15 protein-coding genes are annotated in these 17,425 nt (G+C 67.2%); 8 read left to right on the top strand and 7 right to left on the bottom strand.

Going from position 1 to position 17,425, the window contains the following annotated elements; genetic code table 11:
• Positions 1-77: 77 nt before the first annotated feature.
• From ACZ5IK_RS33930 to sdhC, 5 genes are all read right to left on the bottom strand, one after another.
• A complete protein-coding gene (locus ACZ5IK_RS33930; protein WP_465491446.1) occupies positions 78-1,055 on the bottom strand; it encodes a hypothetical protein in 978 nt (325 codons plus the stop codon).
• A gap of 174 nt (positions 1,056-1,229) precedes the next feature.
• On the bottom strand, positions 1,230-2,000 hold the full coding sequence (locus ACZ5IK_RS33925) for a succinate dehydrogenase iron-sulfur subunit (protein WP_410604543.1): 771 nt from the start codon (positions 1,998-2,000) through the stop codon (positions 1,230-1,232).
• Positions 2,000-3,754, bottom strand: coding sequence for a succinate dehydrogenase flavoprotein subunit (gene sdhA, locus ACZ5IK_RS33920; protein WP_465491445.1), 1,755 nt, complete (start codon positions 3,752-3,754; stop codon positions 2,000-2,002). Before sdhA ends, ACZ5IK_RS33925 begins: the two co-directional genes overlap by 1 nt.
• Before the next feature lie 44 nt (positions 3,755-3,798).
• Positions 3,799-4,212 carry a succinate dehydrogenase hydrophobic membrane anchor subunit gene (locus ACZ5IK_RS33915; RefSeq protein WP_005165555.1) on the bottom strand — a complete coding sequence of 138 codons (414 nt, stop codon included), beginning with the start codon at positions 4,210-4,212 and terminating at the stop codon, positions 3,799-3,801.
• 2 nt (positions 4,213-4,214) lie between these two features.
• Positions 4,215-4,658 carry a succinate dehydrogenase, cytochrome b556 subunit gene (sdhC, locus tag ACZ5IK_RS33910; protein WP_081809635.1) on the bottom strand — a complete coding sequence of 148 codons (444 nt, stop codon included), beginning with the start codon at positions 4,656-4,658 and terminating at the stop codon, positions 4,215-4,217.
• A gap of 544 nt (positions 4,659-5,202) precedes the next feature.
• On the opposite strand from sdhC, the gene ACZ5IK_RS33905 reads away from it, so the two are divergent.
• From ACZ5IK_RS33905 to ACZ5IK_RS33880, 6 genes are all read left to right on the top strand, one after another.
• The gene (locus ACZ5IK_RS33905) at positions 5,203-6,339 is read left to right on the top strand and encodes a BMP family lipoprotein (RefSeq protein ID WP_465491444.1); all 1,137 of its coding nucleotides are present in this window, start codon (positions 5,203-5,205) and stop codon (positions 6,337-6,339) included.
• Between the two features lie 82 nt (positions 6,340-6,421).
• A complete protein-coding gene (locus tag ACZ5IK_RS33900) occupies positions 6,422-8,002 on the top strand; it encodes an ABC transporter ATP-binding protein (protein WP_465491443.1) in 1,581 nt (526 codons plus the stop codon).
• The gene (locus ACZ5IK_RS33895) at positions 7,999-9,087 is read left to right on the top strand and encodes an ABC transporter permease (protein WP_465491442.1); all 1,089 of its coding nucleotides are present in this window, start codon (positions 7,999-8,001) and stop codon (positions 9,085-9,087) included. Before ACZ5IK_RS33900 ends, ACZ5IK_RS33895 begins: the two co-directional genes overlap by 4 nt.
• A 38-nt stretch (positions 9,088-9,125) precedes the next feature.
• The gene (locus ACZ5IK_RS33890; RefSeq protein WP_465491547.1) at positions 9,126-10,355 is read left to right on the top strand and encodes an ABC transporter permease; all 1,230 of its coding nucleotides are present in this window, start codon (positions 9,126-9,128) and stop codon (positions 10,353-10,355) included.
• 1 nt (position 10,356) lies between these two features.
• On the top strand, positions 10,357-10,755 hold the full coding sequence (locus tag ACZ5IK_RS33885; protein ID WP_465491441.1) for a cytidine deaminase: 399 nt from the start codon (positions 10,357-10,359) through the stop codon (positions 10,753-10,755).
• The gene (locus tag ACZ5IK_RS33880; protein WP_465491440.1) at positions 10,752-12,035 is read left to right on the top strand and encodes a thymidine phosphorylase; all 1,284 of its coding nucleotides are present in this window, start codon (positions 10,752-10,754) and stop codon (positions 12,033-12,035) included. Before ACZ5IK_RS33885 ends, ACZ5IK_RS33880 begins: the two co-directional genes overlap by 4 nt.
• Positions 12,036-12,474: 439 nt before the next feature.
• On the opposite strand, the gene ACZ5IK_RS33875 is transcribed toward ACZ5IK_RS33880, so the two are convergent.
• Positions 12,475-13,563 (bottom strand): PA containing protein, encoded by a 1,089-nt coding sequence (locus ACZ5IK_RS33875; RefSeq protein WP_101612312.1) that lies wholly within the window; start codon positions 13,561-13,563, stop codon positions 12,475-12,477.
• A 210-nt stretch (positions 13,564-13,773) separates the two neighbouring features.
• Between ACZ5IK_RS33875 and ACZ5IK_RS33870 the strand changes: the two genes are divergently transcribed.
• Both ACZ5IK_RS33870 and ACZ5IK_RS33865 read left to right on the top strand, forming a co-directional pair.
• Positions 13,774-14,883 (top strand): adenosine deaminase, encoded by a 1,110-nt coding sequence (locus ACZ5IK_RS33870; protein WP_465491439.1) that lies wholly within the window; start codon positions 13,774-13,776, stop codon positions 14,881-14,883.
• Positions 14,884-14,939: 56 nt separating this feature from the next.
• Positions 14,940-16,148: an MFS transporter gene (locus tag ACZ5IK_RS33865; RefSeq protein ID WP_465491438.1), complete on the top strand. Its 1,209-nt coding sequence runs from the start codon at positions 14,940-14,942 to the stop codon at positions 16,146-16,148.
• A gap of 20 nt (positions 16,149-16,168) precedes the next feature.
• Here ACZ5IK_RS33865 and ACZ5IK_RS33860 read toward each other — a convergent pair whose 3' ends face one another.
• Positions 16,169-17,416 (bottom strand): primosomal protein, encoded by a 1,248-nt coding sequence (locus ACZ5IK_RS33860; RefSeq protein WP_465491437.1) that lies wholly within the window; start codon positions 17,414-17,416, stop codon positions 16,169-16,171.
• Positions 17,417-17,425: the final 9 nt, after the last annotated feature.

Here is a 17,425-nt window from a genome sequence, read left to right as displayed (position 1 = left end):
GTGGGGGGAGTCTTTTTTTTTGGTAGGGTAACTCGGGAGGCCCCCCTTCCCTCGGCTCAGCCGAGGGAAGGGGGCCTTCACGCGGCGTCGGAGACGCGGACATCGGGGCGTGGGCGAGCGGAGGCGACTTCGTGCGCGGCGTTCAGGTCCGCGAGTACACCGACGGGATCGTCTCGGAGCCGGGAAGGAAGTGTTTGAACGACGAGGATTCCTGAGGCGGTGTAACGAGTGTTCCGGTTAATGGTTCGCGAGTAGTCGGCCCGCCGGAAGTGAAAATCGAACGAGTCGACCTCCCACGCGAGACCGATGTCGTCCCACCACGCGTCCGGACGACCGAGGTATTTGCCGTGGTGGTCGAAGACCTTGCAGTTCCAATGACTCGGCGGTGTGGGCAGGCGCCTGCTGAGTGTGCGCGCACGCGATTCAGCCATCGAACGGATGTCGATCCAGTCCGAAAGCAACCGACGGGGGATCGCGGTTCCCCGTTGTGTGCCGTGGTTGAGCTCCCAAAGGAGGGCCTGAGGTGAGCAGCGACCACTTTGGACCGCTTCGATCAGTATCTCCTCCACCGGACCCGCTTGGCGAAGTCGCCGCACCGCATCGGTGGTCGCGCGAACCAGAGGCGCAGTCGGAACGTCTCCGATCACCTTCGGCTCCGGGAATCTGATCGTCCGTTCCATAGTGACGAAGCCGGTGCTGCGGACCTTCCGGTCGTGCGGGATGAGCATGTGCAGATCGTCGCCCTTGGGGAGCGCGGCCGGGCGCAAGCCGTGCATACGGCAGGCCGCGACGCCGGTGAGCATGCACTTGGCGCCGCTGTAGAGCAGTGCGGCCGTTGTCAGTTCTTCCGGTGTGGGTTCGGCGTTGTGCAACAGCACGATGCCCGGCAAAGGACGTTGCCAGGGCCCGCCCGGCAGGCAGCGCGCGTAGATCGTGCTGCTGCTCATGTCTTCCGACTCAAGGTCGGCGACGCGAATGACGCCATTGCGGCTTCTCGCCAGCAGCAGTTCGGGATGCTGAGCCCATCTCCCCCTATTGACCACGATGATCAGCATGGGCGCGTTGCCGCTGACACCGCCAGACCCGGTCTCGCAACCTGTGGATAACTCGCCCCCTGTGGATAACTCCGTGGTAGCGCGTGAAGGCCCCCTTCCCTCGGCTCAGCCGAGGGAAGGGGGCCTTCACGCGCAAAGTGGCAGCGGGCGTAGCGGTGCGAAGCCGCAGAAGTGTTAGACGCGCTTGAAGAGCAGCGCGCGCTTCACTTCCTGGATCGCCTTCGTCACCTGGATGCCCCGCGGGCACGCGTCGGTGCAGTTGAACGTCGTCCGGCAGCGCCAAACGCCTTCGGAGTCGTTCAGGATGTCGAGCCGCTCTTCGGCGCCTTCGTCACGCGAGTCGAAGATGAACCGGTGCGCGTTGACGATCGCGGCCGGGCCGAAGTACGAGCCGTCGTTCCAGTACACCGGGCACGAGGACGTGCAGCAGGCGCACAGGATGCACTTGGTCGTGTCGTCGAACCGGTCGCGGTCGGCCTGCGACTGGATCCGCTCGCGCGTGGGCTCGTTCCCGTAGGCGATCAGGTACGGCTTCACCGCACGGTACGCCTCGAAGAACGGGTCCATGTCGACGTAAAGGTCCTTGAGCGTCGTCAGGCCCTTGATCGGCGCGATGGTGATCGTGGTCTTCTTGCCGTTGGTCTCCAGCAGGTCCTTCATCAGGACCTTGCACGCCAGCCGGTTGATGCCGTTGATCTGCATCGCGTCGGAACCACAGACGCCGTGCGCGCACGACCGGCGGAACGAGAACGTCCCGTCGATGTAGTCCTTCACGTAGAAGAGCAGGTTCAGCAGCCTGTCGGTGCGCTGCGCCGGGACGTCGTAGGACTCCCAGTGCGGCTCGTTGTCGACCTCGGGGTTGAACCGCAGGATCTTCAGCGTGACGGTGATCGGCGTGTGGTCGGAGGACACGGCCTCCGACTTCTCGGGGGTGGCCGTGGTCATCAGTACTTCCGCTCCATCGGTTCGTAGCGGGTGAAGGTCACCGGCTTGTAGTCCAGTCGGATATCGGAGGCAAGACCAGAACCCTGCTTGTAGGCCATGGTGTGCCGCATGAAGTTCGTGTCGTCGCGGTTCGGGTAGTCCTCGCGCGCGTGACCGCCGCGGGACTCCTTGCGCGCCAGGGCGCCGACGACGAGGACTTCGGCGAGTTCGAGCAGGAAGCCCAGTTCGACGGCTTCGAGGACGTCGGTGTTGTACCGCTTCCCCTTGTCCGACACGGTGATTCGCTCGTACCGGTCCTTCAGTGCCTGCACGTCGGTCAGCGCCTGCTTCAGCGTGTCCTCGGTGCGATACACGGAAGCGTGCGAGTCCATCGTCCGCTGCAGTTCGGTGCGGATGTCGGCGACGCGCTCGTCACCGTGCTCCGAAAGCAGGCCCGAGAGCTGGTCTTCGACGATGGTGGTCGGGTTCTCCGGCAGCTCGACGAAGTCGTGTGCCAGCGCGTACTCGGCGGCCGCGATGCCCGCGCGACGCCCGAAGACGTTGATGTCGAGCAGCGAGTTGGTGCCGAGCCGGTTCGAGCCGTGCACCGAAACACACGCGACCTCACCCGCGGCGTACAGGCCGGGGATGACGTTCTCGTTGTCCCGCAACGCTTCGCCGTGGATGTTCGTCGGGATTCCGCCCATCACGTAGTGACAGGTCGGGAACACCGGCACCGGCTCGGTCACCGGGTCGACGCCCAGGTACGTCCGGGAGAACTCCATGATGTCCGGGAGCTTCGCGTTCAGCGTCTCTTCCGGGATGTGCGTGACGTCGAGGACGACGTAGTCCTTGTTCGGCCCGCAACCGCGGCCCTGCAGCACTTCCTGCACCATCGACCGGGCGACGATGTCGCGCGGCGCGAGGTCCTTGATCGTCGGGGCGTAGCGCTCCATGAACCGCTCGCCGTCGGCGTTGCGGAGGATGCCGCCTTCACCGCGCACGGCCTCGGAGATGAGGATGCCGAGCCCGGCGAGACCTGTCGGGTGGAACTGGAAGAACTCCATGTCCTCCAGCGGCAGGCCCTTGCGGAAGATGATGCCGAGGCCGTCACCGGTGAGGGTGTGCGCGTTCGACGTCGTCTTGAAGATCTTGCCCGCGCCGCCGGTGGCGAACACGATCGACTTCGCCTGGAAGACGTGCAGCTCGCCGGTGGCCAGCTCGTAGGCGACGACGCCGGAGGCGACCGGGTCGCCGTTCTCGTCCGGGGTCAGCACCAGGTCGAGAACGTAGAACTCGTTGTAGAACTCGGTGCCGTGCTTGACGCAGTTTTGGTAGAGCGTCTGCAGGATCATGTGCCCGGTGCGGTCCGCGGCGTAGCAGGCGCGGCGCACCGCGGCCTTGCCGTGGTCACGGGTGTGCCCGCCGAAGCGGCGCTGGTCGATCTTGCCCTCGGGCGTCCGGTTGAACGGCAGGCCCATCTTCTCGAGGTCGAGGACCGCGTCGATGGCTTCCTTCGCCATGATCTCGGCGGCGTCCTGGTCGACCAGGTAGTCGCCGCCCTTGATCGTGTCGAAGGTGTGCCACTCCCAGTTGTCCTCTTCGACGTTCGCCAGCGCGGCGCACATGCCGCCCTGCGCGGCGCCGGTGTGCGAACGCGTCGGGTAGAGCTTGGTGAGGACCGCGGTGCGCGTGCGCTGGCCGGACTCGATGGCCGCGCGCATGCCGGCGCCTCCGGCGCCGACGATCACCACGTCGTACTTGTGGAACTGCATAGGATGCTCCGCTTATCAGGAATCGAGCACTGTGTGGTGGGGCGTCAGTTGGCCGAGATGCCGGGGTCGAAGGTGAAGATCACCATCGTGCCGACGGCCAGGATGAGCACCATCGAGACGTAGAGCACGATCTTCAGCCAGAACCGGGTGCTGTCCTTGCGGGCGTAGTCGTCGATGATCGTCCGCAGCCCGTTGCCGCCGTGGATTTCGGCGAGCCACAGCATCGACAGGTCCCAGAACTGCCAGAACGGCGAAGCCCAGCGGCCGGCGACGAAGCCCCAGTTGATGCGGTGCACGCCGCCGTCGAGGATGTTCATGATGAACAGGTGGCCGAGCACCAGCACGATCAGGGCGAGGCCCGAGATGCGCATGAACAGCCAGCTGTAGAGCTCGAAATTGCTGCGGCGGGCGGCGGCGCGCTTCGGTGCGCGCGGGCGCTCGAGTGCGAGTTCAGCCATGGTCAGTGCCCCCCGAACATAACCTCGACGGTGCGCTTCATCATGAAGAAGGCACCGGGAATCATCACCACGACCCAGATGGCCAGGATGGTCCAGAGCATCGGCTTCTGGAACTTCGGTCCCTTCTCCCAGAAGTCGACCAGCATGACCCGGATGCCGTTGAGCGCGTGGAACAGCACCGCGCCCACCAGGCCGACTTCGAGGAGGTTGACCAGCGGGGTCTTGTAGGTCTCGATGACCTCGTTGTACGTGTCGGGCGACACGCGCACGAGCGCGGTGTCGAGCACGTGCACGAAGAGGAAGAAGAATGTCAGCACGCCGGTGATGCGGTGCAGCACCCAGGACCACATACCGGGGTCGCCCCGGTAGAAGGTCCCCTGCCGGCGTGAGGCACCCGCCCGATCGCTCGCGGCCGCCTCAGTGGCGGTGCTAGCCGTGGTGGACATCGGTGAACGGCCTCCAACGTCATGGCTTGGGCCCGCTGACCGCTGGTTTCCGCGCCTGCCGCCGGGTCGCCCACCTGGGGACGGCTCCGGCGACGGTGCCGAGATCATGGTCATCGAGCGTGGATAAAAGGGATGCTAGACCCGCTCCTCACGGTGGGCTCACCTCCGGGTTCGTCTGTGTGATGGACCAGACATCGAGGCCATCGCACGATCGAGTGACGGGGACCGCGTAACTCACCAGTTCGTCCACTGTGGACGCGACGGTCGTCACAGGTCGCCCGCCGGACGGCCCTGAACGGTGCGTGACGATCTTCGGGCCCTCACGCGGCCAGGGGGTCGAGTACTGCCAGCAATGATCACCGTAAGTACTCCCTCCGTCGCGCGTACGACTCATGAGTAAACGTTTGTGTTACGTAGCGTGCCTTTCCTATGGCGGCTAAGCAGCCGTTAGGTACCGTCTCTCGGTCGAACCCGGCAGTGTCGTCGGGTCGTTTCTTCGGACCATCCGCTGGATCAGCGGGGAGGGAGACACACGTTGCGTCGCATGCGTGGAACCGCGCTGGCCGCCGTCACCATGGCCGGTGCACTCGCACTGACCGGGTGCGCGAAGGATTCCGGAGCGGGGAACAACAACAACGCGAGCACGGGGGACCAGTCCGCCAGCTGCGTGACCGCGCCGAAGCCGCCCGCCGCGGCCGCCGCCTCGAGCAGCACCCAGAGCAGTGAGAAGGTCGACGGCAGCAAGCTCAAGGTCGCGCTGGCCTTCGACGTCGGCGGTCGTGGCGACGCGTCGTTCAACGACTCCGCCGCCGCCGGTACCGACAAGGCCAAGGCCGAACTCGGCGTGACCGCGGTCAGCGAGAGCACCGCGGCGACGTCCGAGGACGAGGCCGCGAAGTCGCAGCGTCTCGACCAGCTCGCCGCGCAGGGCTTCAGCCCGATCATCGCGGTCGGCTTCGCCTACGCCAAGGCCGTCGGCGCCATCGCGCCGAAGTACCCGAACGTCCAGTTCGCGATCGTCGACGACGACTCCGTCAAGGCCCCGAACGTCACCCCGCTGGTCTTCGCCGAGGAGCAGGGCTCGTTCCTGGCCGGTGTCGCCGCCGCCTACAAGTCGAAGAAGTGCCACGTCGGCTTCGTCGGTGGCGTCAACACGCCGCTGATCCAGAAGTTCGAGGCCGGCTTCCTGCAGGGTGTGAAGGCAGCTTCGTCCAAGGCCGTCATCGAGGACGAGTACCTCACCCCGGCCGGTGACTTCTCCGGGTTCCAGGACCCGGCGAAGGGCAACGTGAAGGCCGCCGCGCAGATCTCCAAGGGCGCGGACGTGGTCTACCACGCCGCCGGTGCCTCCGGTAAGGGCGTTTTCGAGGCCGCGAAGACGGGCAACGCGCTCGCCATCGGCGTCGACTCCGACCAGTACAACCAGAAGACGGTCGAGGCGTCGAAGGACGTCATCATCACCTCGATGCTCAAGCGCGTCGACGTGGCGGTGTTCGACTACCTGCGCGCACTGGCCAAGGGTGACCTGACGTCGCTGCCGAAGCGCTTCGACCTCAAGGTCGACGGCGTCGGCTATGCCACCTCCGGCGGCAAGATCGACGACATCAAGGACGTGCTCGACGGCTACAAGGCGCAGATCGTCTCCGGGGCGATCACCGTCTCGGACAAGCCGCAGAAGTAAGGTTCGTCTGGCAGCGGGGCTCGGGAGGGTAACCCCTTCCGAGCCCCACCTGTTTTTGTCTCCCAGAACTGGATGGCTTTTCATGAGCGCTCCCCAGGCCGAGGTCACCGACGCCCCCGACCGGGGTGAACCGGCCGTGCAGCTGACCGGGATCACCAAACGATTCCCGGGTGTGGTGGCCAACTCCGACGTCAACCTCACCGTCACCAAGGGCGAGGTGCACGCCGTCTGCGGCGAGAACGGCGCCGGCAAGTCCACCCTGATGAAGATCCTCTACGGCATGCAGCAGCCGGACGAGGGCAGCATCGCGATCAACGGCAAAGAGCTGAAACTGCGCAACCCGCAGGACGCCATGAAGGCCGGTATCGGGATGGTCCACCAGCACTTCATGCTGGCCGACAACCTCACCGTCGGGGAGAACGTCTTCCTCGGCGCGGAGCGCATCCACGGCATCGGCCGGGCGGCCAAGGCGCAACTGGCGAAGCTCGCCGGGCAGGTCGGCCTGCACGCCCGCCCCGACGTGCTGCTCGAAGAACTCGGCGTCGCCGACCGCCAGCGCGTGGAGATCATCAAGGTGCTCTACCGCGGCGCGCGGATCATCATCCTCGACGAGCCCACCGCGGTGCTCGTGCCGCAAGAGGTCGACGCGTTGTTCGAGACGGTCCGCGGCATGCAGGCGGAGGGATTCACCTTCCTCTTCATCTCGCACAAGCTCGACGAGGTGCGCGCGATCGCCGACACGGTCACCGTGATCCGCCGCGGCACCACCGTCGGCACGGCCGACCCGAAGACGATCACCTCGCGCCAGCTGGCCGAGATGATGGTCGGTTCGGAACTGCCCAGCCCGGAGACCCGCGAGTCCACCGTGACCGACCGGCCCGTGCTGCGCCTGGACGACGTCTGCCTGAAGGTCGAGGGTTCCGAGCGGAACGTGCTCGACCACATCTCCTTCACCGTGCACGCCGGTGAAGTGCTCGGGATCGCCGGTGTCGAGGGCAACGGCCAGACCGAACTCGTCGAAACGATCATGGGCATGCGCAAGGGCGGCGGCCGGATCGAGCTGACGGACACCGACGGCAAGACCGTCGAACTGCACAAACTGGGGACGCTCGCCCGCCGCGAAGCCGGTATCGGCTACATCGCCGAAGACCGCACGCGGCACAGCCTCCTGCTCACCCAGCCGTTGTGGGTCAACCGGATCCTCGGCTACCAGACCCGCAGGCCGGTCGCGAAAGGCCAGCTTCTCGACATCCTCGGCGCACGCCAGGACACCCGCCGCATCGTCGAGCAGTACGACGTCCGCACGCCGGGCATCGACGTCCCCGCCGCCGCGCTCTCGGGTGGAAACCAGCAGAAGCTGATCGTCGGACGCGAGCTTTCCGGGAACCCGGTGCTGCTGATCGCGTCGCATCCGACACGAGGCGTCGACGTCGGCGCGCAGGCGTTGATCTGGGAACAGATCCGCCTGGCGCGGGCGGCCGGACTTGCCGTGCTGCTGGTTTCGGCCGACCTCGACGAGCTGATCGGGCTTTCCGACACCATCCAGGTCATGCTGCGCGGGCGCCTGGCCGGCCAGGCCGACCCCGCGACCGTGACCCCGCAGGAACTGGGCTCCGCGATGACCGGTGCCTCCGAAGACTCCGAAGAGGAAGGTGCAGCGTGAGTAGCTGGCGTACGAGGCTGCTGCCGCCTCTGCTCGCGATCGTTTTCGCCGTCATCCTGACGGCCATCGCGCTGATCATCTCCGGGGCGGACCCGCTCCAGGCGTACGGCACGATGATCGGCCAGTTGTTCAAGGGCTCGACGGCGATCGACACGATCAACCTCGCGACCGTGTACTACCTGTCCGGTCTCGCCGTGGCCATCGGCTTCCAGATGAACCTCTTCAACATCGGTGTCGAGGGCCAGTACCGGTTCGCCGCCATCGTCACCGCCATCATCGGCGGGGCGCTGAAGCTGCCGCCGGTGATCCACGTGCTGGCGATCCTGGTCGTCGCGGTGGCCAGCGGCATGCTCTACGCGGCCATCCCGGCCGTGCTGAAGGTGACCCGCGGTGTTTCCGAGGTCATCTCGACGATCATGCTGAACGCGATCGTCGGTGGCATCGTGGCGTTCCTGGTCAACGCCGACCAGTTCGGCGTGCAGACCGGCAACAACATCGCCACCCGCGAGATCGCCGATACCGGCCGGATCCCGGGTATCCCGATCGGCTCCGGTGAGCTGTTCGGGTTCGTGTTCATCGCGATCCTGATCGGTGCCGCCTACTGGTTCATGCTCAACCGGACCCGGTTCGGCTTCGAACTGAAGGCCTCCGGCGAATCGACGACGGCGGCCGCCGCGGGCGGCGTGAACGCCAAGAAGATGACGCTGATCGCGATGCTGCTTTCCGGCGGTGTCGCCGGTCTGATCGCGATGCCGGAACTGCTCGGCCGCGACTTCACCTACGGCATCACCTCGACCCAGATGTACGGCTTCACCGGCATCGCGGTCGCTCTGCTCGGGCGTAACCACCCGGCCGGGATCGCGCTGGGCGCGCTGCTGTGGGCGTTCCTCGACCGGTCCGCCGTTTCGCTGGAGCAGATCAACGTGTCCAAAGAGATCGCGGTGATCATGCAGGGCGTGATCGTGCTGTCGGTCGTCATCGCGTACGAGATCGTGCGCCGCGCGGACCTGGCGGCCGAACAGCGACGCGTGGGTCGCGCGCTGGCGGGCAAGGGTTCCAGCGTTTCCGAAGGGGGTGCGGTGTGAGCACGGATGTTCTGTCGTCCAACGCGGGCGGGACGACCATGCCGGTGAAGAGGCAGAAGCGTCGCATTCCGGGCTGGGCCAAGGGTGCCATCTGGGGTCTGCTGGCGATCGGCGTGCTTTCGGCCGCTTCGTACGCCACCGGCGTCAACACGCTGACCTCGACCAACACCGCGCACACCGCGCTGCGGCTGGCGCTGCCGATCCTGCTGTGCGCGCTCGGCGGCCTCTGGGCCGAACGCGCGGGCGTGATCAACATCGGCCTCGAAGGCATGATGATCCTCGGCACGTGGGGCGCCGCTTGGGGCGCCTTCTACGGCGGGGTATGGGCCGGGCTGCTCGCGGCCGTCGTGTTCGGCGCGCTCGGCGGCCTGCTGCACGCCGTCGCGACGGTGACCTTCAACGTCAACCACATCGTCTCCGGTGTGGCGATCAACCTGCTCGGTCTCGGCGTCGCGAAGTACCTCGCGAACCTGGTGTTCACCCCGCTTTCGGGGAACCCTCGCCAGTCGCCGCCGGTCCCGAAGTTCGACACCTACTCGGCGACGTTCCTCTCGGACTGGCTCTCGGATCTGGAGAAGATGCAGCGTGTCTTCCTCTCCGACCTCGCCGGGGTCGTCAACGGGTTGATCACCGAGGTCGCGCCGCTGACGATGATCGCGATCGCACTGGTCCCGATCAGCTATTTCGTGCTGTGGCGCACGCGGTTCGGCCTGCGGCTGCGGTCCTGCGGTGAGAACCCGGTCGCGGCCGAGTCCCTCGGCGTCAACGTCTACGCGCACAAGTACGTCGCCATGATCATCTCCGGCGGGCTGGCCGGGATGGGTGGCGCGTCGCTCGTGCTGCTCGCCGGCGGGGCGGACTACCTGGAGAACCAGACCAACAACCGCGGTTACATCGGTCTCGCGGCGATGATCTTCGGCAACTGGCGGCCGGGCGGCCTGCTCGGCGGCGCGGCGCTGTTCGGCTACGCGGACGGTCTCCAGCTTTCCGGTGGCGGTACCGCGGTGCTCGCGCTGCTGTACGGCGCGGTGATCCTGCTCGCCGTGATCGTGGTCGTGCAGTTGTTCCGCCGTCAGTGGATCGCTTCCGCGCTCGGTGTCGCCGGCGCGGGTCTGCTGTACGCGATCTACTGGACCAACGACGACCTGTCCAGCGACCTCATCCCGTACACCGCGCACTTCGTGACGCTGATCGTGCTCGCGGTGGCCTCGCAGCGGCTGCGGCCGCCCAAGGCGGACGGCGCGCTGTACCGGCGAGGGGAGGACTGACATGACTGAGTACGACTGGGAAGCGTTGCGGGCTCAAGCTGTTGAAGCGGCGAAGTCGGCGTACGCGCCTTACTCGGGGCTGCACGTCGGTGTCGCGGGTGTGGTGGACGACGGCCGGGTCGTCGTCGGCTGCAACGTCGAAAACGCTTCGTACGGCTTGGGAATGTGCGCGGAATGCACGATGGCGGGGCAGCTGCGGCTGACCGGCGGCGGCAAGCTCGTCGCCGTCGCGTGCCGCAGCGGCGCCGGTGATCTGCTGATGCCGTGCGGGCGCTGCCGTCAGATCCTGTTCGAGCACGGCGGCGCGGAGTGCCTTGTGGACACTCCCAGCGGCATCCTGCCGATGTCGGCGGTGCTGCCGGACGCGTTCGGGCCCGACGACCTGCCGGAGAACAAGTGAGCGCGTTCGCCGCCGTCGACGTCATCCGGGCGAAGCGGGACGGCGGGCGGCTCAGCGACGAGCAGATCGACTGGACCATCGACGCGTACACGCGCGGCGACATCGCCGAGGAACAGATGGCCGCGCTCGCGATGGCCATCTTCCTGCGAGGGATGGACTCCGGCGAGATCGCGCGCTGGACCGGCGCGATGATCGAGTCGGGGGAGCGGCTGGACCTGAAGGTCAGCCGCCCGACGATCGACAAGCATTCGACGGGCGGTGTCGGCGACAAGATCACGCTCCCGCTGGCGCCGCTCGTGGCGGCTTGCGGGGCGGCCGTGCCGCAGCTGTCCGGGCGCGGGCTCGGGCACACCGGCGGGACGCTGGACAAACTGGAGTCGATTCCGGGCTGGCGTGCCGCTTTGTCGACGTCCGAGATCATCCGGCAGCTGGACGAGGTCGGCGCGGTGGTCTGCGCGGCGACGTCCGGGCTGGCTCCCGCGGACAAGAAGCTGTACGCGCTGCGGGACGTGACTTCGACGGTGGAGTCGATCCCGCTGATCGCGAGCTCGATCATGAGCAAGAAGATCGCGGAAGGCTCGGCCGGGCTAGTCCTGGATGTGAAGACCGGGTCGGGCGCGTTCATGAAGACGCTTCCGCAGGCTCGGGAACTCGCGCGGACGCTGGTCGAGATCGGGACCGCGCACGGCGTCGCGACGACGGCGCTGATCACGGACATGAACGTGCCCTTGGGATACGCCGTCGGCAACGCGATCGAGGTCGCGGAGTCGGTCGAGGTGCTGCGCGGCGGTGGCCCGGCGGACGTCGTCGAGCTGACCGTGGCTTTGGCCAGGGAGATGCTGGCGCTGGCAGGTCTGTCCGATGTGGACCCGGCCGCGGTGCTCGCTTCCGGGCGGGCGTACGAGACTTGGTGCCGGATGATCGCCGCTCAGGGCGGGGATCCGGAGGCCGCGCTGCCGCGGCCTCGGCACGTGCATGTCGTCGAGGCGCCCGCGGATGGTGTTTTGTCTTCCCTGGACGCTTACTCGGTCGGGGTCGCCGCTTGGCGGCTCGGGGCCGGGCGGGCGCGCAAGGAGGATCCGGTGCAGGCCGCGGCGGGCGTGCTGTGCCTGGCGAAGCCGGGCGACGAGGTGGTGGCCGGGCAGCCGCTGCTGGAGCTGCACACGGATACGCCTGATGCGGTTCCTTCGGCTCTCGCTGCGCTCGCTGACGCCTACGCGGTCAGCTCCGAGGCCCCGGCCTCCGCTCCGCTCGTCCTGGAGACCGTGCGCCCCTCCTGACCGCGTTTCGTCCTCTAGTTGCGATCCATGCACGCGCAACTACCGCAACTAGAGGACTAAACGCCCCGCCGTACTTCCGGTCACCCCGCCCGGCCGGATCGCGTTTAGCCCGCTAAACGCGATCCGGCCCGCGGGGCACGCATCCTGTCGCGTTTCGTCCTCTGGTTGCGGTAGTTGGCATTACGCACTACCGCAACTAGAGGACGAAACGCGGCCACCGGATCGCGATTTGCCCGCTAAAGGCGACGCGTTGGGTCCCGAAGCGGCCGTGACAGCGTGAAGGCCCCCTTCCCTCGGCTGGTCACTCAAGAACACAGCCGAGGGAAGGGGGCCTTCACGCGCTTAAGGGGGAGAGACCGCCGCGTGTAGTCCTCTGGGTGCGGAAGTGCGTAGTGCGAACGACCGCAACTAGAGGACGAAACGCGGGAGGGGAGAGACGTCAGTCGGTGGTCTCGTCGGTGCCGTCGGCCTTGGCCTTGGCGTCGGCCGCCTTGGGCGCCCGGCCGTTGCGCGAGCTGCGGCGCGGCTGACGCGGGGCGGGCGGCGGCGGCGAGATCTGCTGCACGGCCGGGCCACCGCCGAGCATCAGCTCCGCGAAGGTCGCCATGGCCTCGTCCAGCTGACCGCCGATGCGGCGCACGGACTCGTCGTTGCTCTTGCGCACCAGGGTGTCGACCGAGTCGGTGTCCGGCTGCTTCTGCAGCGTGCTCTCGACCTTCGACAGACCACTGCGGATCGAGCCGTCGAGGTCGCCGAGGCGCCCGGTGAAGCCGTCCTCGACCTTGTCGAGCCGCTCGGCCAGGTCGTCGAGCCGCGAGGTGACCTTCTCGAGGCGGTCGCCGAGGCCGTCGAGGCGCTCCGAGGCGTCGATCATCTCGCCGGTCTCGGTCAGCGCGGTCTTCAGCGCCTCGGTGTTCGCGGTGAGGCTTTCCTTGGTGGCCTTGTCGAGGTTCTCGACGCGGGTGCGCAGCTCGCGGTCGACGGTGTCGACGCGGTCGCGCAGGACCGACTCGGCCTGCTCGACGCGCTCGCGCACCGGGCCGATCACGGACTGGGGCAGCGAGTCGGTCTTCACGTCCTGCTTGTCCAGGTGCGAGCCGAGCTCGTCGAGACGACGGTGGATGTTCTGGAGCTTGTCCTCGAGCCCGTCCATCCGGCCGGCGACGCCTTCGAACTTCGCGGCCATGCCGTCGAGGCGGCCGTCGAGCTGGGCGAAGGGCTTGGCGAGCTTGTCGACGATGCTTTCGACGGCGCGGGTCAGCGCGGCGATCGCGGTGTCCTGCGCTTCGAGCCGCGACATGGTCTCGTCGAGGCGCTCGGCGAGCACGCTGGTCTCGGTGCGGTCGGGCATCTCCGAGAGGCGCTTGCGGACCGCGCCGAGCGAGTCGACCGGCGCCAGACGTGCGTAGATGTCGTCGAGCGCGTCGAAGATCTGCTGCTGTTCGCTCTCACGCACTTCGGCCGCGCGCACCAGCATGTTGCGCATCCGGTCGAAGGACGGGGCTGCAATGTGGTTGTCAGTGGTCACTGCGGTGTCCTTCGTGGGCGGGGAAATGGGAGGGACGTGACGTGAAGCTTATCCATTGCGAAATTGCTGTGCGTATGGCCCCCGGGTATCGGACAATGCCGAGCTCTGCCCCTGATGGCCGATTCAGCCCGTGATCGACAAAGCTGAGGGTTAACCGGAGCTGGAGAGTTACCTCCATGTAGGGGAATGACAGCCTGGTTACCGTTACGTATGTCCTCTGAAAGCACCAGTTCCCGCATCCCGGAGGCGGTACTGAACCGCGCTCCCAAGGTCCTCCTGCACGACCACCTGGACGGCGGCTTGCGTCCCGGCACGGTCGCCGAACTCGCCGACCTGACCGGGTACACCGCCTTGCCCACCGGCGATCCCGTCGAACTCGGCCGATGGTTCCGCGACGCCGCTGATTCCGGCTCTCTCGTCTCGTACCTTGAGACGTTCGCGCATACCTGCGGCGTGATGCAGACCGAGGAAGCGCTGGTCAGAGTGGCCGCCGAAGCGGTCGAAGACCTCGCCGCCGACGGGGTCGTCTACGCCGAGGTGCGCTACGCCCCCGAACTCTTCGTCGAACGCGGACTGTCACTCGATGCGGTGGTCGAGGCTATTCAGGCCGGGTTCGCGGAAGGTGAACGGAGAGTGGCGGCCGCGGGCGGCCGGATCCGGGTCGGGACGTTGCTCTGCGCGATGCGTCAGCACGCCCGCGCGCTCGAGATCGCCGGTCTCGCCATCCGCTACCGCGACGCCGGCGTGGTCGGGTTCGACATCGCCGGACCGGAAGACGGATTTCCGCCTACCAGAAATCTCGACGCATTCGAGTTTCTGCGGACGAATAATGCGCATTTCACCATTCATGCCGGGGAGGCGTTCGGGCTGGCGTCCATTTGGGAGGCGATTCAGCATTGCGGCGCGGAGCGGCTCGGCCACGGTGTGCGCATCGTCGACGACATCAAGACCGACAGTGACGGCACGGTCCATTTGGGACGGTTGGCCGCCTACGTCCGCGACCGCCGGATCCCGCTGGAGATCTGCCCCACGTCCAATGTCCAGACGGGAGCGGTGCGCTCGCTCGGCGAGCATCCCATCGGCCTGCTCGCCCGGCTGCGCTTCCGGGTCACCGTCAACACCGACAACCGGCTGATGAGCGGCTGCTCGATGACCAGCGAATTCGCCGCGCTGGCCGAGGCCTTCGGCTTCGGGCTGGCCGATCTCGAGTGGTTCACCATCAATGCGATGAAATCCGCGTTCCTCGATTTCGACCAGCGGCTCGACATCATCAACACGGTCATCAAGCCCGGCTACGCGTCCTTGCGTTCGTTAGCATAGCCAACTATATTTCACTATATAGGAGAACTTTCCCAAATAGTGAAACGGTGGCGATGATGGCGCAGGTCGTGGACGTGGGGATCGGCGGAAAACGACGCTGGCTCATCCTCGCGCTCGGCCTCGCCGCGCAGACCGCGAGCTGTTCGTTCCTCTACGGGATCCCGTTCCTGGTGCCGTCCATGCAGCGCGCGGAGGGTCTCAGCCTCGCTGAAGCGGGAACGGTGGTCGCGGCGCCGAGTCTTGGTCTGTTGTTCACCTTGATCCTGTGGGGTGCGGCCGCGGACCGTTACGGAGAGCGTTTGGTAATGGCCCTCGGACTGGGCGTCTCGGGGTTACTCCTCGTGTACGCGGCCGCCGGTGACCACTCGCTCGGGATCCTCTTTGGAGTGTTCCTGCTCGCCGGTGCGAGCACCGCGTCAGTGAACGCCGCGAGCGGCCGGGCCGTCCTCGGCTGGTTCGGCCCGGCCGAACGGGGCTTCGCGATGGGCATCCGCCAGATGGCCCAGCCGCTCGGGGTGGGCGTCGCCGCGTTCGGCCTCCCGCCGCTCGCGGATCGCTGGGGCTTCCAGGTCTCGCTCATGCTGCCCGCGCTGGCCGCGATCGTCGTCGCGCTGCTCGTCGCCTGGCTGCTGGTCGACCCGCCGCGTCCGGAGACCGGAGCGGGCACGGGGGAGAAGCCACCGTCGCCGTACCGGAAGCCGGCGTTGTGGCGGGTCCACGGCGCGAGTGCGTTGCTCGTCGTCCCGCAGTTCACGGTCTCCGCGTTCACGCCGGTGTACCTGGTGACCATGCATCACTGGACGGCCGCGTCGGCGGGCTGGTTCGTCGGCGCCGTCCAGATCCTCGGCGCGCTGGGCAGGCTCGTGTCGGGCCGCTGGTCCGACCGCGTCGGCAGCCGGTTGCGGCCGATGCGACAACTCGCGGTCGCGAGCGCCGCGGTCATGCTCCTCGTCGCCGTCGGGGACGCGACGGGCCCGTGGCTGGTGTTGCTCGCGCTCGTCCTGGCCGCGGTGATCACCGTGTCCGACAACGGACTCGGCTTCACCGCGTCGGCGGAGATGGCCGGGCTCGCGTGGGCGGGCCGGGCGATGGGCACGCAGAACACCGGCCAGAACATCGCCGCCGCCCTGACCCCGCCGATGCTGGGCCTCGTCATCGGCGATTCGCGGTACGCGCTGGCCTTCTGCGTGGCCGCGGTCTTCCCGGTGCTGGCCGTGGCGCTGGTACCCGTCAAAGACGAAAAGAGCCCCTCAGGACGAACCTGAGGGGCCCTTTCGCTGGTGGATCAGACGACCGTGAGGCGGTTCTCGAAGGTCTCGACGAGCTTGCGCCACTCGGACTGCTCGGCGTCGAACGGGGCACTCGGCTCGAGGCGCGTGGGGTCCGGCCGCAGCACGAACGACACCAGCCAGCCCAGGCTTTCGTTGGCGGCCAGCGCGGTTTCGACGCTGTCGTCCTCGGCCCACTCGGCGGCGTCGGTGATCAGCTCGACGGCCAACTCCAGCTGTGTCGGGTCGATCGCCTCGGGGCCTTCGGCGATGTCGTCGGCGATCCCGGTCAGCACGTAGGTGTTCTCGGTGTCGACCTCGATCTCGAGCTCGCCCGCGGTGGCCTTCGTGGTCACCTCGTCCCAAGTGGACACTTGGGAGAGATCGTTGTCCGCCAGCTCCTTGCCGTCCGCGATCGCGCGGATCAGGGCCTTCTCGGAGGAGAAGACGTCGATCTCGCCTTCGCTGCCGAGGAAGATCGGCTTGTCGTCGAGGTAGCAGCGCAGGGTGTAGTACTCGGCGCCGGAGGTGATGATCTTGATCGGGTCGATGCCGACCTCGCCCCAGAAGCCGACGGGCTCGTCGTCTTCCTCGTCATCGTCCGCGTCGACGTCTTCGAGGTCCTCGTCGTCAGCGGCGGCGGCCTCGGCTTCGGCGGATTCCGCGAGGAAGGTCGCGAGCTCCTCCGCCGTCTGCTCCAGCAGCTTCTCGTCGACGTCGGGTGCGGTCACGAGACCGTCGATCGCGTCGAGCACGATGTCCCACTTCTCGGAGACAGCCTGCGAGAGGTCGGCCCAGAGGCGCTCGCCGTCGCGGCCGGAGAAGGGCAGCGTGCCCTGATCCAGCAGCGAGAAGCTCTCGTGCGCGTCCAGGACCTCGTGGACGTCTTCGAGCTCGCACACGTCCGCGAGCGAACGCACGATGCCGATGATCTCGGCCAGCTCGCCCAGCGTCCACTGGTCCGGCTTCTCGGCGACGAGCTCGGGGACGCCCACCAGGTCGTAGGTGTGGTCGTCGTCCGGGATCAGCTCGGGGACGTTCAGCGCCGGTACGACCTCCCACGCGGGGTGGTCGAGCAGGTCGTGCTGCTCCGAAGTCCGCACGAATGCGGCGAGATGCGCGGCGTCGGGGAAGGCGTACAGGTCTTCCTCGTCGCCGAGGAAGGCTTCCCACTCCTCGCCGTCTTCCCGCCAGCGCGGCGCCCAGAGAGTGACGACGTCACCCTGTGGCAGGCCGAGTTCGATCGGGATGATGTCCTGTGCCATTCCTTAGCC

Source organism: Amycolatopsis sp. NPDC031561 (assembly GCF_055580625.1).
This window is presented reverse-complemented; position numbering and strand designations above follow the sequence as displayed.

Excerpts from the sequence above, each read along its gene's own strand:
- sdhA (WP_465491445.1), bottom strand. The coding sequence starts at position 3,754 with ATGCAGTTCCACAAGTACGACGTGGTGATCGTCGGCGCCGGAGGCGCC.
- ACZ5IK_RS33900 (WP_465491443.1), top strand. The coding sequence starts at position 6,422 with ATGAGCGCTCCCCAGGCCGAGGTCACCGACGCCCCCGACCGGGGTGAA.
- ACZ5IK_RS33870 (WP_465491439.1), top strand. The coding sequence starts at position 13,774 with ATGTCCTCTGAAAGCACCAGTTCCCGCATCCCGGAGGCGGTACTGAAC.
- ACZ5IK_RS33885 (WP_465491441.1), top strand. The coding sequence starts at position 10,357 with ATGACTGAGTACGACTGGGAAGCGTTGCGGGCTCAAGCTGTTGAAGCG.
- ACZ5IK_RS33860 (WP_465491437.1), bottom strand. The coding sequence starts at position 17,416 with ATGGCACAGGACATCATCCCGATCGAACTCGGCCTGCCACAGGGTGAC.
- ACZ5IK_RS33890 (WP_465491547.1), top strand. The coding sequence starts at position 9,126 with ATGCCGGTGAAGAGGCAGAAGCGTCGCATTCCGGGCTGGGCCAAGGGT.
- sdhC (WP_081809635.1), bottom strand. The coding sequence starts at position 4,658 with ATGTCCACCACGGCTAGCACCGCCACTGAGGCGGCCGCGAGCGATCGG.
- ACZ5IK_RS33865 (WP_465491438.1), top strand. The coding sequence starts at position 14,940 with ATGGCGCAGGTCGTGGACGTGGGGATCGGCGGAAAACGACGCTGGCTC.
- ACZ5IK_RS33930 (WP_465491446.1), bottom strand. The coding sequence starts at position 1,055 with ATGCTGATCATCGTGGTCAATAGGGGGAGATGGGCTCAGCATCCCGAA.
- ACZ5IK_RS33925 (WP_410604543.1), bottom strand. The coding sequence starts at position 2,000 with ATGACCACGGCCACCCCCGAGAAGTCGGAGGCCGTGTCCTCCGACCAC.
- ACZ5IK_RS33905 (WP_465491444.1), top strand. The coding sequence starts at position 5,203 with ATGCGTGGAACCGCGCTGGCCGCCGTCACCATGGCCGGTGCACTCGCA.
- ACZ5IK_RS33915 (WP_005165555.1), bottom strand. The coding sequence starts at position 4,212 with ATGGCTGAACTCGCACTCGAGCGCCCGCGCGCACCGAAGCGCGCCGCC.